Raw genomic sequence first — 13,492 nt, 5'->3', positions numbered from 1 at the left:
CGCCAGCTAAAGGATAAAACAAAAGTCTAAGCAGATGACCAGATTACTTGGACAATGCCGCTTTGACCAGACCAGAAACCTTGCCCATGTCGGCACGGCCAGCCAGTTTTGCCTTCAATACATCAATTACTTTACGCATGTCTTGCGGGCCGGCTGCGCCAGTTTCTGCCACGGCAGCAGCCACGGCTGCCTGTACTTCTTCATCTGACATTGCGGCTGGCATATAGACAGACAAAACTGCCAGTTCAGCTTTTTCTATATCAGCCAGATCCTGGCGACCACCCGCCTCAAACTGGGTGATGGAATCTTTACGCTGCTTGAGCATTTTTTCTATGATGGCCAATACCATGCCATCGTCCAGCTCTACGCGCTCATCGACTTCTTTTTGCTTCATCGCTGCAGTCAGCAAACGGATAGTACCCAGCTTGACTGTTTCTTTGGCGCGCATGGCAGCCTTCATGTCATCGGTGATCTGTTCTTTCAAACTCATAAGCTGCTCCTGAAATTATTTAAATGAATTCCGCGCAAACTTGCACTGGAATCACATACCAGCCCGGGCACATACAGTACGGCACGCAATACTTGCATAGTATTTGCACAGCGCCAGCACAATGCCCGAAACAAAGACAACAAAGCCCGCTGCGGCTGACCGGAGCGGGCATGCAAACCTAAGCTTTAATGCACCAACAGCGATGAGGCATCCGGCAAATTGCCAGACACAACAGCTGGATCAGTACATCTTCTTAGGCAATTGCTGACTACGAATACGTTTGTAGTGACGCTTAACAGCTGCAGCCAACTTACGTTTGCGTTCTGCTGTTGGCTTCTCGTAGAACTCGCGAGCGCGCAATTCGGTCAACAGACCGGTCTTTTCGATAGTGCGCTTGAAGCGGCGCATGGCAACTTCGAACGGCTCGTTTTCTTTAAGGCGAATTGTGGTCATGTAAGTTCAAACCATGGAAAGATTTATAGGAAGACCGAGATATTAACAGGAAAATTAAATTAATGGAAGGAAGTTGATTAAATCTTGCGCAAAAACTTACGCAAGGCAAAACAAGATCATCAAATCCTCGTCCACATTTAGCTGGAAATTTCGATATTTACAGGGGTATGTGCCTGAATATCATTCATTACAGAGTAAAAAATGAGATGCAATTCAGCATACTGCTACCGGGTATTATAACAGGCAAAAATACAACGCCCTGACAACACTGCTCTTACAACAATTTATATTGCCAGCCCAGCAGCCGTACCTGAAGCCCAGGCCCACTGAAAATTATAGCCACCCAGCCACCCCGTCACATCGACCGCCTCACCGATAAAATACAAGCCAGGCACTTTATTCGCCATCATGCTTTGCTGGGACAACTCACGGGTATCAACGCCACCACGGGTGACTTCAGCCTTACGGTAACCTTCAGACCCATTCGGTATCAGTTCCCAGCGGTTCAGCTTTTCACCGAGCAGGCGCAAGCGCTTGTCCGGCATGTCCGCTACTCTGGCATCACCAGCAAAACCATGGGCAGTCAACAGCCCATCAACCAGGCGCGCAGGCAGGTATTGCGATAAATGATTTGCCAGATTCTTTTTGATCGTCGATTTATTACCCACCAGGTCTTCTGCCACATCGACTTCTGGCAACAGATTAATACGTATGGCTTTGCCAGGTTCCCAGAAGCTGGAAATCTGCAAAACAGCCGGGCCAGACAAGCCACGGTGAGTAAATAATAAATCTTCACGGAATACCGTTCGGGATTTTTTCTCGCCTGTTTCTATATCTACTTCCAGTGAAATACCAGACAGAGGCACGAAAGGCTCCCAGGCTTTGGCGTCGAAAGTCAAAGGCACGAGGGCCGGACGTGGCTCTATGATCTTCAGGCCAAATTGGCGCGCTACCTTATGGGCAAAGTCAGTCGCGCCTATCTTTGGGATGGACAAGCCACCACAGGCAATCACCACTTGCGCAGTGCGGATGATGCCTGCGCTGGTTTGCAGCAGGAAACCGCCCTGCTCCTGCTGTTGCACATCATCGACCTTGCAGCCCATGCGCCAATCGACCTTGCCGGCATCACACTCAGCCTTGAGCATACGGATGATGTCTTCAGCACTGTCATCGCAAAACAATTGGCCTTTATGCTTTTCATGCCAGGCAATCTGATAGCGCTTCATCAAGGACAAAAAATCTTGCGGCGTGTAGCGAGATAAAGCGCTTTTGCAAAAATGCGGGTTCTCAGACAGAAAATTATTCGGGCCTGCATGCAGGTTAGTGAAATTGCATCGCCCACCACCTGAGATACGGATTTTTTCTGCCAGACGGGTGGCATGATCAATCAATACCACGCGCTTGCCGCGCTGGCTTGCAACAGCAGCACACATCATCCCGGCTGCGCCTGCGCCTATCACGGCAAGGTCAAATTGATTACTCATGGTATTTACTTTCGGTACTTTCAAAAATTCAGGCGAGATTGTAGCTTATGGCAGGCGCAATGAATCCGGCAGTTCGACTCAATCTTGCTGAATGCCCTTGAGATAAGCACAAAACATATCCGCCATGGCATCGGCATAGGTTTTGATCTCCGCCTGAGTGCGGCGTGTACCAGAAAAACTGCTGCCTACTGAACTCAGGGTAGTGGTGACCAGATCACCAGCAAGCGTGCGCGTGGCGCCAGATGCCCCGGGCAGTACTTCTGCCATAAACAAGTCGATAGTATGGTCTGCGGACGCCTTTACCTCCTGCGCCTCGGGCGCGTCGCGGTAAAGCGGTGCGGCATCACTGAGCGCCAGACGTGTTTCAGCCTCTTCACATTCTGAACGTATGAAAGCATGGACCAGTGTGCGCAGACGTTCGAGCGGCGGCTTGCTGGTGTCTTCAAGAATACGGCGCAACATCTCGGTAGTCTGTTGCCACTCGTCGGTTTGCAACCGGAACAGAATCGCGGCCTTATTAGGGAAGTATTGATAAACCGAACCTATGCTGACCCCTGCCCGCTCTGCCACTCTCGCCGTAGTAAAACGCGTCACGCCTTCTTGCGCCAGTACCTGAACTGCCGCCTCCAGGATTGCCGTTACCAGTCCGGCCGAACGGATCTGTTGTGGTTGCTTGCGCGTGGAAACCTGAGGACGGCGGCGGGTAGTCATCGTGTAAGAAACCGTAGAAAGCGAACAAGAAAATGGAAAATCCATCCTGTGGAAATGCGATGAATCCATCACATCTTAACCCAAGCTGTGCCATCCCTCAATCAGCTTGCATCCCAGCCAAATCATTGCAATGAAAGCAATTTCAGATCAAAGCAAAACCTGAGCTTTGATCTGATGACATGTCATTCAAGACCCCAATTATCGCTACCTGACACACAAATTCTTATATTGAATCAAAGACTTATCTATTGACGCAAGCCTGTCAAAAAACGCGAGGCCCAATGCGATTAGTCAAGGTGAATCATTGCCCGTATCATTTTTCACCAATGCGACGAATTAATCGCGTTTTATTTATAGCCGTCTGCATGGCAGGTGGCGTTCACATTTGCACTCAATTCAGAACCGGATACATTCATGACCAATACACTTACTTCACCCACACTGGCGGCCTTGCTTGACCGTCTGTTCAGGCAAGCCGATGCTGCGACCAGCCCGGCCATTGCCAGCATCTCGCGTGAAGAGCGCGAACGCCTGATGCACAGCAAAACCGAATACCTGGATTTTTATAATTTGCTGAAAGATCTCTGGCTGCCAGTCTCGCGCGAGACCGGCGTGCTGCTCTACATGCTGGCGCGCAGCAGCAATGCCCGCAATATCGTTGAATTTGGCACGTCCTTCGGCATTTCCACCCTGCATCTGGCTGCAGCATTGCGCGACAACGGCGGTGGTCACCTGATCAGCAGTGAGTTTGAGCCATCGAAGGTGGTGCAGGCACGCAAACATCTGGACGAAGGCGGTCTGGCTGATCTGGTCGAGATACGTGAAGGCGATGCATTGCAGACGCTGGCAACAGATCTTCCCGCATCCATTGACCTGTTATTACTCGACGGTGCCAAGGCACTCTATAGCGATGTCCTGATGCTGGTTCAAAAGCACTTGCGCCCGGGTGCACTGATCATTGCCGATAACGCCGACTACAGCCCTGATTACCTGGCGCAGATACGTGCACCAGGTAGCGGCTATCTGTCCCTGCCATTTGGCGACGATGTAGAAGTATCGATGTGGCTGGGCTGAATTCTCACAAACCCTCAAACAAATCACAATTAAATTTAAGGAAAATATTATGCACGTATTTGTCACAGGAGCCACTGGCTGGGTAGGCTCTGCAGTAGTTCAGGAATTGATCAACGCAGGTCATCTGGTAACTGGGCTTGCCCGCTCTGCCGAAAAAGCAACCGCACTCGCTGCAACGGGTGCAAAAGTCCTGCTCGCCAGGCTGGAAGATCTTGATGCACTGCGTACAGCCGCAGACAAAGCTGACGCCGTCATTCACACTGCGTTCAATCATGACTTTTCAAAATTCATTGAGAATTGCGAGCAAGACCGTCTTGTCATCGAAGCCCTGGGAAGCGCACTGGAGGGGTCAGACCGCCCGCTGATCGTCACTTCCGGGCTGTCTGGAATGGCGCGTGGAGCAAGTGAACTGGATTTGCCCAATCCGGGTTCACCGCGCAAATCAGAACCAACGGCCCGTACACTGGCTGAACGCGGCGTACGTGCGGCGACAGTCCGGCTGGCGCCATCAGTTCACGGCCTTGGCGATTATGGCTTCGTGCCTCTGCTGATACGACTGGCAAAGGAAAAGGGTGTCTCCGCTTACCTGGGCGACGGCCAAAACTGCTGGTCTGGTGTTTACCGGCAAGATGCTGCACGTGTCTACCGCCTCGCGCTGGAACAGGGTGTGACCGACTCGGTCTACCATGCCGTCGCCGATGAGAGCATTCCCTTCAAGACGATAGCCGAAATGATAGGCCACCACCTGCGCTTGCCAGTCGAATCGCGAGAAGCAGATCACTTTGGCTGGTTCGCGAAAATGGCTGGGGCTGACATGGCTGCTACCAGTTTGCGGACGAGAGCACTGCTAGGCTGGATTTCTGAAGGCCCGTCCCTGCTCACAGACCTGGACCAGGCCGCTTATTACATCAGCTGACCACACTGACTGACATTTATTTCAAGGAAACTCCTTCAAATAACTTGGCAAGCTGCTAACAGCGGCTGCCAAGGTTTTTTGTCTTCCACCTGCTTCAGCAACATGAGGATAGTTGAATCAGCAGACCAGTTTTTTTCAAGTCCCTGATATGTCATGAAAAATTTTATGGCAATTGTCGTCTGCAGCAAGTCCACTTTCCATTCCCGCCTCCTGCCTTGCCCCATTTTCAGGCAAAAAAAAATTGCAAACCGGGAGTTCTGTTCGGCAACATTATTGTTTGAAATTAGCAACATTCTTGCAGCAAAAAGCTTATTTCCTTATTTGGATTTAAGTAATTCTTGACTTGTTTGCTGGCTAGAGAGATAACAGATTCGCCGCACCGCAAACGATTACGCAAACGTTTGCGGTGGCGCTCGTAGAGAAATCCCCGATTTCACCACGCCCCATTTCAGGGATGGTGCAAGTGCACCATTTCAGAACATCATCGATTAACATCAACTTGGGAATTTAACATGCGCAAAACTATTTCTCAGCAATTGCACAAGGGAGTCAGCTTCAGCGTGATCGCCCTGGCGGTTGCTGCAGCCTTCCCCATGCAAGCTGCCTGGGCTCAGGCTGCCACGCCTGCAGCAAAAAATGATGGTACGCAACTGGAAACAGTTATCGTTACCGCCAACCGTCGTGCAGAAAACATCAAAGAAGTACCGATGTCCATTTCTGCGATCAAAGGCGAGGCTCTCGATACTTACAATGCCAGCGGTCAGGATATTCGTTTCCTGGCGGCGCGCGTACCTAGCCTGAACGTAGAATCCGACTTTGGCCGCTCTTTCCCACGCTTTTATATCCGCGGCCTGGGCAATACTGATTTCGATCTGAATGCATCCCAGCCAGTTGGCCTGGTATATGACGAGGTCGTGCAAGAAAGCCCGATGTTGAAAGGCTTCCCGGTATTTGACGTAGATCAGGTAGAAATTCTGCGCGGCCCACAAGGCACGCTGTTCGGCCGCAACTCGCCAGCCGGTGTACTGAAGTTTGACTCTGCCAAACCTACCCGTCGTTTTGAGGGCTATGGCAATATCGGCTTTGGTAATTACAAAGCGATCAATCTGGAAGGCGCTATCAACGTGCCACTGAATCCAGACTGGGCAATGCGCTTCTCGGCACAATCACAAACACGTGATGACCGCGTTACCAACCCACGTTCGACTGGTGAGAAAAATCTCGAAGGTTACCGCGACAATGCTGCACGTCTGCAATTCTTGTATAAAAATGGCGACTTCAGTGCTCTGGTGAATTTGCATGGCCGTGACATGTCTGGCAATGCCACTCTGTTCCGCGCCAATATTATCCAAAAAGGAACAAACAATATTGTTCCTGGCTTTGACTATGCCAGCTACCCAACAGATGGCCTGAACAGCCAGAAGCTGCAATCTTCCGGTGGCAGCGTACGCTTGCGCTGGGATATGCCAGGCATCAGCCTGCATTCCATCACTGCGTATGACAAGGCAAAATTCTATAGCCGCGCTGACGTTGACGGCGGTTATGGCGCATCGTTCGCTTCTTCCATGGGCCCTGGCTTTATCCCCTTCCCATCTGAAACTGCAGATGGCTTGCCTAGCCTGAAACAGATCACGCAAGAGTTCCGCGTTGAATCCAATACTAAAGATGCGCTGCAATGGATAGGTGGCTTGTATTACTTCAGTGAAGAACTGCAAGTTGACAGCTTTGACTTCAATTCCCTGGCACCAGGCAATCCACAAGACGGTTATGCAGTTCAACATCAAAGCGCAAAATCCTGGGCAGCCTTCGGTACTGTGAACTATGCGGTTACTGAACAGTTCAAACTGCGCGGCGGCTTGCGTTATACCAGCGATAAAAAAGACTTTGATGCACAACGTACCTGGACACCGGGCACAGCCCTGGGCACGCCTGGCACGCCGTTGTTCAGAGCCAACCCATCTGCCACCAACATCAGTTGGGATCTGGGCGCAAACTACACACTGGATAAAGCAACATCCGTGTTCGCCCGTATCGCTACTGGCTACCGCGCACCGAGTATCCAGGGCCGTGTCTTGTTTGGTGACAGTATTTCCGTCGCCAATTCAGAAAAAACCCTGTCTTTCGAAGCTGGTATCAAGAAAGATATTCTGGATAACACAGCACGTATCAGCGCAACAGTATTCCAGTACACAGCCAAAGACTTGCAGTTGACTGCAGGTAGCGGCGGCGTGAACCAGAACAAACTGGTCAATGCTGACAAAGCTGTTGGTCAAGGCTTTGAAATGGAATTGCAAGCCAACCTGAACCGCAACTGGAAAACCACATTAGGTGTCAGCTACAACGATACTGAAATCAGGGATGGCAAACTGTTCGTCGCGCCTTGCGGTAACGGCTGTACAGTCACCAACCCTGCTGGCCCTGTTGCCGGTACCGTGCTGATCGGTGGCAACCCGCTGCCACGCGCACCTAAATGGGTAGGTAACTTCTCGCTGCGTTATTCCACACAAATCGGTGAAGGCACTTTGTACGCCAGCACAGACTGGTCTTACAAAGATTCCTACAATATGTTCCTGTATGAAGCCAAGGAATACAAAGCCAAATCCATGCTCGAAGGCGGCCTGCGCCTGGCTTACATGTGGGCTGACGGCAAATATGAACTCGCTGCTTATGGTCGCAACATCACCAACAAGCAACAAGTCATTGCCGCCATCGACTTCAACAACCTGACAGGTATCCTGAACGAACCACGCAACTACGGCGTACAGTTCAAGGCTAACTTCTGATAGCTTGCTAAGCTGATAAAAACGCCGGAGTGATCCGGCGTTTTTTTATGGGGGGCACATTAAAATAGATGCGGTGATGGCAGGAACCATGGTTATCCTCCACCCATGCCGTGAGTGAATCCAGCGAATATAAAGAGTTCAAAAGTAAACCTGCCTGATTTCGCTGTCGATTGCGTTTCACTGGCAATGTGAAAGAAAGCGCATTCCCTGGTTTTAGCGAGGTCAAGGAAAAAATCAAAATCGCATTTTTATGTAACTGCTATTTGCAATTGAAAATGAGAGCGTCAACTGATCACCTCAGTCCGCAGTTGTCATCCTCGTGCATGCCAGCAAAAGCCGATATCGATTGATCAGATAAAAATGCAATGCACTGTGCCTTTCTCATTGCGCCTCGAATTTTCGCACTGCCCGGCTGACGGTCATGTAGTGCACAGTGAAAAATTCTGCTATTTCTGCCATGGTGTAAGCACCGGAATGATAGGCACGATACATGGCCTCATCTCGATTTATATATTGCTGCTGGTAAGTAGCTAGAGGGAGTGCAATGGAACGGCGATGTGCCAGCGACACTTCACGCAGATCTTCAGGCCGTAATTGATGCTGGTATTTTTCGACAAACTCATCATCACCCAGAAGCAACTGATGTCTGGTCGCCAGCAGAGGTGATGGCAAGCCCACTCCTTCCAGCACAAATTTTGCATAGGCCACACGCGCCCGCTTCCGGCTGCTACCAAATTGCCCCAGCAGCCAGTCAGTATCAAGCCATTCTGGCGCATGCTTGTCGTGCATGCAGTAATCATAGCTACTCCAGGGCCAGTCTTCTGGCAGGTCCACCATTCCGGCACGCACCGGATTAAGAACAACGTAGCGGGCCAGCTCTAATAGGTGCGCTTCTTTTTGCACCAGAATAGCCTTGTACCTGCCCTGGAACAAATGCCCGACTTGCTTGTGTTTGCGATTGAAGCGCTGGGTGAACAAGCCATTGAGCTGGCGCATGCCACGCGACAAATTACCATCCACGGTTTCTACCAACAGATGATAATGATTACTCATCTCGCAGTAGGCATGCACCACCCAGTTAAAGCGATCACATACCTCTGCCAGCACCGTGAACCACTCCTGACGGTCTTCATCATCGAGATAAATATCCTCACGCCTGTCTCCGCGAGAAGTGACGTGATACAAAGCTCCGGCAAATTCTAATCGTAGGGGTCTGGCCATGGTTTAAGCATAACATAATGGCTAATGGACGAGAATGTTGGAATGTTAGAACTGACCCCATTTTTGCGTTCATTTTTTGCGCAAACTCGCTCGGCTCATCTACATGATGCTCACCAAAGGCGAAGAATACACCGATAAAGGACAAGATTATTACGAAGAACGCTATCGTGAACGGGTCTTGCACCACCTTGCAAAAAAGGCCGAAAAGATGGGGATGAAGCTCGTTCTCAATGAAGAGACCAATTTAAACCTATATAAATCAAATGGTTAAAATTGTTTCTTAAGAGAACTGACCCAATTTTTTCAACTGAACCAAAATCTTCGCCAGATTTTGCAAAAAATGCTGATTTGGCGAAGGAGTTTGGTTTAACTGAACGCTGAACAGAGCAAGCAACTAATGATCTGGTATGTCAACAAATCGTTCACGACAATCATGTGCAGACAAGAAATCCCTCCAATACGAAATTGAAGTAATGTATTTACCCAAACTTACCCACCCTTTATATGTTTCTTCATCATTTTCTCCACATCTAATAAAAAAAGTAACTCCACTTGGTTCTATGCGGGCCTTACGAATTTCATATTTATCTGAAAGAATCTCTAAAGCCGAGCCTCCTCCTTTAACTAAGTCAATAACCTTTAATGCGCTTTTGCAATCATCAATATTTTGAATAACATTTGTAATATGTACTGCAAACAATCCTCTTGGATCCCAGTAACCACTATGCGGAGGATTTTCTAATATTGCACTTGCATATGGCTGAAGTTCAGCCATTAGCTCATCGTTCTCGTCCCACGCTTCAGCACGCTGAAAATATAGCTTCATAATATTACCTTATAGGCCAACCACGCCATTTACTAACAGAACCACCAGAAGTAGGAGGGACAAATCTAAACTGAACTCCGGAAGGGGATACCGCATTAAATGCTGTGTTGTTTGTTGGTTGCAATGCTTGCCCTGCTTTAAATGCTTCGGTAATTTCATAATTTGTTCTTGCAACTGACCAATCTTTAGGGACAAAAGTTGACTGACCCTGATTACTTGTTTTGGCAATACCATTAACCTCAATTCGCCCTGTATAAACACCAACATCATTTGGTGGAAATGTGTATGCCGTAACCTTAGCATTAATTTGTCCTTTTTCATTTATACCACTTGCTTCTCGATGGAATCCTACAGCGTTGTTATTATTATTGATGTGGCCATCATAAATATGAGCTGTATCAATTTGTGCCAATATATTTTGATCCGTTTTTGCGACATAGTAACTCTCAACTCTACCAATTTGAGTCTTATTTGTTCCAATTCGTTCAAGCGATTCAACTTCAGATTTAACAAGCGCAACATTATTCAGCGAAGATGGGGTCAGTTCTAACATTCCAACATTCTTATCCACAAAAATTCAGCATTTCTCAAAGCACGCGGAGGCGATCGGCGGCGCGTAATCGTTCGCCGGGTTGAAAATGTTGGAATGTTAGAAATGACCCAATTTTTTGGAGCAGATAACGCTGTTCCTTGCCCCTGGCCCTCGTGGGTACCGGGGCACGGATTCTAGCGCTGGAAGTGACGCTTGACGGTTGAGCTGCGGGCGGGCGCAGCGAATACTTCAATGGCGAGCACCATCATCATGAGAGCAAGGAAGCGCGTCATCTGATATCAAGCTTTAAACGGTCAACCTGTGCCTGAAACAATCTAACCGCCGCATCCACTCGGGCACTGTGGCTACGCACACTATCACTTGAAGTGGGCCGCGCATCCTCCACCGCCTGCAGCCACGAAGCGACCAGGTCCTTGATTTTTCCCCTTAGCAGGGGGCTATACTCTTCCATGGCAAGCAATTTGTCATAGTCACTAACAGTCTCTTGTTTGGCCCATTCGACCGTCTTCAGCCTTTCATCCACACCGCCAGGGTTAGACATGAAATTCTTCCAACTCAAGGTCACAATCGACAGACTAACTATACGGCCATTGACAAAGCTCTCAGTCGCGGCCTTGTTTGCTTTTTCGTTGTCCAGTTTTTTTTGGGATAGCCGCGCTGACTCAAGCTTGTCCGGATCAGCCTTGTCGTCCAACTCTTTCTTTTTTGGGAAATCTATGTCAGCTTGTTTCGCTGAAGCATCGATACACTTCAAGCGCTCTTTTTGAGACTTGATCGACACACAGTCAGCGGCATTACTCACGCCACACGCCAGCACTGCAGCGGAAAAAACAATCGTTAGCACCGAAGCCTTCATTCTCATCTCCATAAAATTTACATTTATTTATGTGTATTTTCAAACCGATCCCGACTTCGTCGTTCAATGCCATGTGCGCGCCTGCACGCTTATATCAGAACTACTCCCGCATCCACTTGAGCATGCGAGGAAAAGCAGGCTTACCTTCTTTCTCCGCCCGCACAGCCCCCAGGCTCAGACCAGCCCATTCCAGAAACGGCAGGCCAATAAAATTACCTGATTCAAAAGTCTCTATCAACCAGCTGGAATCTTCCTTGTAACCATTCGGATGAAACACAAAATCCAGCGGCAAATCAAGTTCCCTGGCCACCGCCAATGACCACAAAATGGCTGCGATTTCTTCACCTTGTGGTGGCCAGTCCTTATCTTGCTGATCACTGCCTATGAGTGCACGATTGGCAGATGGTGTCACCGCCAGGTGCCCGGCCTCATGCACCATATCACCGGGATATTTGAGTTTGCCATAATCGACATAAATGCAGCCAGGCCCCAGATCAAGGCCGGGCAAAAACGTTGCGTGCTGCAATTCACACTCAATAACCGCGATGCCTATCTTGCCAAGAAAATTCAATACTTTATCAAGACGCGGGTCATCGCGCACACTGGGATTAATTTCTGCCACACCGGTTTCCATCATGGATTCAGCCTTAGCTTTGTTGTCGCAAACGCTGGGCAACGCTGGCGCAATGCTCTACTTGGGCAGCAATATTTTCAGGTACGGCAATCTCACCAGCCAGTACGGACCTGATCCAGGCTGCTGTCGTAGCTGCATCGATACTGTCAGGTACAGCAGGCACTTCCGCCAGAGGTTCTTGCTGCGCAGGTACCAGGGTAGTGCCCTGCCCGGCATGGAACCAGTCTATCTGCTGGGCCCGGCCTGTGCTGGCAACGGTCTCTCCTTCGGTACCACGCATGAGGAATACATCCCCAGCTTCAACAGGTGCGCAGCGGGTGAAATAGTTTTGCAACATCAACAGATATTCAGGATGGGTGTAAGAACTCAGGCGCAAGGCGGGTACGACAAAAGGTTGCAAGAGTTTGACCAGGGTATGGGTGGAATTGCGCACGCCCAGAATACTGCGCAGACTCAGCAAGTGCGCCATTGCGGGCGATAAAGCGTCTATCGGCATAAAGGCCGGCTGCTTTTGCCGCATCTGCTCCAGCACTTGTTCTGAGCTGGTCACCAAAGGCAAGCCCAGGGCCTGGAATATCTCTGCAGTAGCAACACGCCCTGCATCTGTGCGCACACCATGTACCAGCACAGGCACACCCCGTCGTGCGAGCAACAAGGCCAGCAAAGGCGTCAGATTGGCTTTCTTGCGTGCACCGTTATAAGTTGGTATGACTACCGGGGCATAAGGACTATCTGCAGGTGCTTGCAGCGGCAAAATGTAGGGTTGAGCCGCCTGCAGGAAGCCTGAAATTTCTTCTATGGACTCGCCTTTGATGCGCATGGACAGCAAGATGCCGCCGAGCTCCAGATCAGAGACCCGTCCGGCCAGCATGGCGGTATAGAGCATTGCGGCGTCAGCTTGCGTCATACTGCGCGCCCCATCTTTGCCGCGACCTATTTCCTTGATGAATTTGGCAGCGGCAAGAGGCTCGACCGATTCCGTCGCAGAATTTGCAGTGAATGGAGAAAATTTCAAACCTGTTCCTTCAACAGTTTCTGGATAAAGCGCCACTCATCTGGCTTGACTGGCGTAATGGACAAACGGCTGCCTTTTTGCAGCACCGTCATGTCCGCCAGTTCAGGGTAAGTCCGGAGTTCTGCCAGGCTCAGCAAACGGGTCTTGCGCTTGGCCTTGACATCTACCATCATCCAGCGCGGGGTTTCCTGGGTCGCTTTGGGATCAAAGTATTTACTGTCTTTTTCAAACTGGGTGTGATCCGGGTAAGCATTGCTGGCCACTTCGGCCAGACCGGCGATGCCAGGCTCGGGACAACTGGAATGGTAAAACAACACACCATCACCGACCTTCATGCCATCGCGCATGAAATTGCGCGCCTGGTAATTGCGTACGCCAAACCAGGGAATGCTGGGCAAAGCCAGCACATCATCAATACTTATCTCATCCGGCTCAGACTTCATCAACCAATATGCCATGGTGAACACCTGCAAAGT

At 49.8% G+C, this 13,492-nt stretch carries 16 protein-coding genes; 4 read left to right on the top strand and 12 right to left on the bottom strand.

Annotation, left to right across the window (positions count from 1 at the left end; translation table 11 throughout):
- Positions 1–43: 43 nt before the first annotated feature.
- The 4 genes from ACO0LL_RS20975 to ACO0LL_RS20960 form a co-directional block, all read right to left on the bottom strand.
- The gene (locus tag ACO0LL_RS20975; RefSeq protein ID WP_110257242.1) at positions 44–490 is read right to left on the bottom strand and encodes a GatB/YqeY domain-containing protein; all 447 of its coding nucleotides are present in this window, start codon (positions 488–490) and stop codon (positions 44–46) included.
- 240 nt (positions 491–730) lie between these two features.
- Positions 731–943 (bottom strand): 30S ribosomal protein S21, encoded by a 213-nt coding sequence (gene rpsU / locus ACO0LL_RS20970; RefSeq protein WP_005877634.1) that lies wholly within the window; start codon positions 941–943, stop codon positions 731–733.
- A gap of 284 nt (positions 944–1,227) precedes the next feature.
- Positions 1,228–2,427, bottom strand: a complete 1,200-nt coding sequence (locus tag ACO0LL_RS20965) for an NAD(P)/FAD-dependent oxidoreductase (RefSeq protein ID WP_422952756.1) — start codon at positions 2,425–2,427, stop codon at positions 1,228–1,230.
- A 78-nt stretch (positions 2,428–2,505) separates the two neighbouring features.
- Positions 2,506–3,138, bottom strand: coding sequence for a TetR family transcriptional regulator (locus ACO0LL_RS20960; protein ID WP_422952755.1), 633 nt, complete (start codon positions 3,136–3,138; stop codon positions 2,506–2,508).
- Between the two features lie 414 nt (positions 3,139–3,552).
- Between ACO0LL_RS20960 and ACO0LL_RS20955 the strand changes: the two genes are divergently transcribed.
- Entirely contained in the window at positions 3,553–4,212 is a 660-nt protein-coding gene (locus tag ACO0LL_RS20955; RefSeq protein WP_422952754.1) for an O-methyltransferase, read from the top strand.
- A 49-nt stretch (positions 4,213–4,261) separates the two neighbouring features.
- A complete protein-coding gene (locus ACO0LL_RS20950; RefSeq protein WP_422952753.1) occupies positions 4,262–5,128 on the top strand; it encodes an SDR family oxidoreductase in 867 nt (288 codons plus the stop codon).
- 35 nt (positions 5,129–5,163) lie between these two features.
- Here ACO0LL_RS20950 and ACO0LL_RS20945 read toward each other — a convergent pair whose 3' ends face one another.
- Positions 5,164–5,421 carry a hypothetical protein gene (locus ACO0LL_RS20945; RefSeq protein WP_422952752.1) on the bottom strand — a complete coding sequence of 86 codons (258 nt, stop codon included), beginning with the start codon at positions 5,419–5,421 and terminating at the stop codon, positions 5,164–5,166.
- A 219-nt stretch (positions 5,422–5,640) separates the two neighbouring features.
- Between ACO0LL_RS20945 and ACO0LL_RS20940 the strand changes: the two genes are divergently transcribed.
- On the top strand, positions 5,641–7,911 hold the full coding sequence (locus ACO0LL_RS20940; protein ID WP_422952751.1) for a TonB-dependent receptor: 2,271 nt from the start codon (positions 5,641–5,643) through the stop codon (positions 7,909–7,911).
- Positions 7,912–8,292: 381 nt separating this feature from the next.
- Here the strand turns inward: ACO0LL_RS20940 and ACO0LL_RS20935 are convergent, their stop codons facing one another.
- A complete protein-coding gene (locus ACO0LL_RS20935) occupies positions 8,293–9,132 on the bottom strand; it encodes an REP-associated tyrosine transposase (protein WP_422952750.1) in 840 nt (279 codons plus the stop codon).
- 103 nt (positions 9,133–9,235) lie between these two features.
- On the opposite strand from ACO0LL_RS20935, the gene ACO0LL_RS20930 reads away from it, so the two are divergent.
- Entirely contained in the window at positions 9,236–9,403 is a 168-nt protein-coding gene (locus ACO0LL_RS20930) for a hypothetical protein (RefSeq protein WP_422952749.1), read from the top strand.
- Positions 9,404–9,526: 123 nt separating this feature from the next.
- On the opposite strand, the gene ACO0LL_RS20925 is transcribed toward ACO0LL_RS20930, so the two are convergent.
- The 6 genes from ACO0LL_RS20925 to ACO0LL_RS20900 all read right to left on the bottom strand — a co-directional run bounded on the left by ACO0LL_RS20925 (position 9,527) and on the right by ACO0LL_RS20900 (position 13,474).
- Entirely contained in the window at positions 9,527–9,958 is a 432-nt protein-coding gene (locus tag ACO0LL_RS20925) for a hypothetical protein (RefSeq protein WP_422952748.1), read from the bottom strand.
- 4 nt (positions 9,959–9,962) lie between these two features.
- Positions 9,963–10,511, bottom strand: a complete 549-nt coding sequence (locus ACO0LL_RS20920) for an EndoU domain-containing protein (RefSeq protein WP_422952747.1) — start codon at positions 10,509–10,511, stop codon at positions 9,963–9,965.
- A 268-nt stretch (positions 10,512–10,779) separates the two neighbouring features.
- Positions 10,780–11,367, bottom strand: a complete 588-nt coding sequence (locus tag ACO0LL_RS20915) for a hypothetical protein (RefSeq protein WP_422952746.1) — start codon at positions 11,365–11,367, stop codon at positions 10,780–10,782.
- Between the two features lie 100 nt (positions 11,368–11,467).
- Positions 11,468–12,004: a hypothetical protein gene (locus ACO0LL_RS20910; RefSeq protein WP_422952745.1), complete on the bottom strand. Its 537-nt coding sequence runs from the start codon at positions 12,002–12,004 to the stop codon at positions 11,468–11,470.
- A 10-nt stretch (positions 12,005–12,014) separates the two neighbouring features.
- Positions 12,015–13,016 (bottom strand): DNA-binding protein YbiB, encoded by a 1,002-nt coding sequence (gene ybiB / locus ACO0LL_RS20905; RefSeq protein WP_422952744.1) that lies wholly within the window; start codon positions 13,014–13,016, stop codon positions 12,015–12,017.
- Positions 13,013–13,474 carry an EVE domain-containing protein gene (locus ACO0LL_RS20900; protein ID WP_422952743.1) on the bottom strand — a complete coding sequence of 154 codons (462 nt, stop codon included), beginning with the start codon at positions 13,472–13,474 and terminating at the stop codon, positions 13,013–13,015. The genes ybiB and ACO0LL_RS20900 overlap by 4 nt, the downstream gene beginning before the upstream one ends.
- Between the last annotated feature and the right edge of the window lie 18 nt (positions 13,475–13,492).

The organism is Undibacterium sp. TC4M20W (genome assembly GCF_049340245.1).
GTDB lineage: Bacteria > Pseudomonadota > Gammaproteobacteria > Burkholderiales > Burkholderiaceae_D > Undibacterium.
This window is presented reverse-complemented; position numbering and strand designations above follow the sequence as displayed.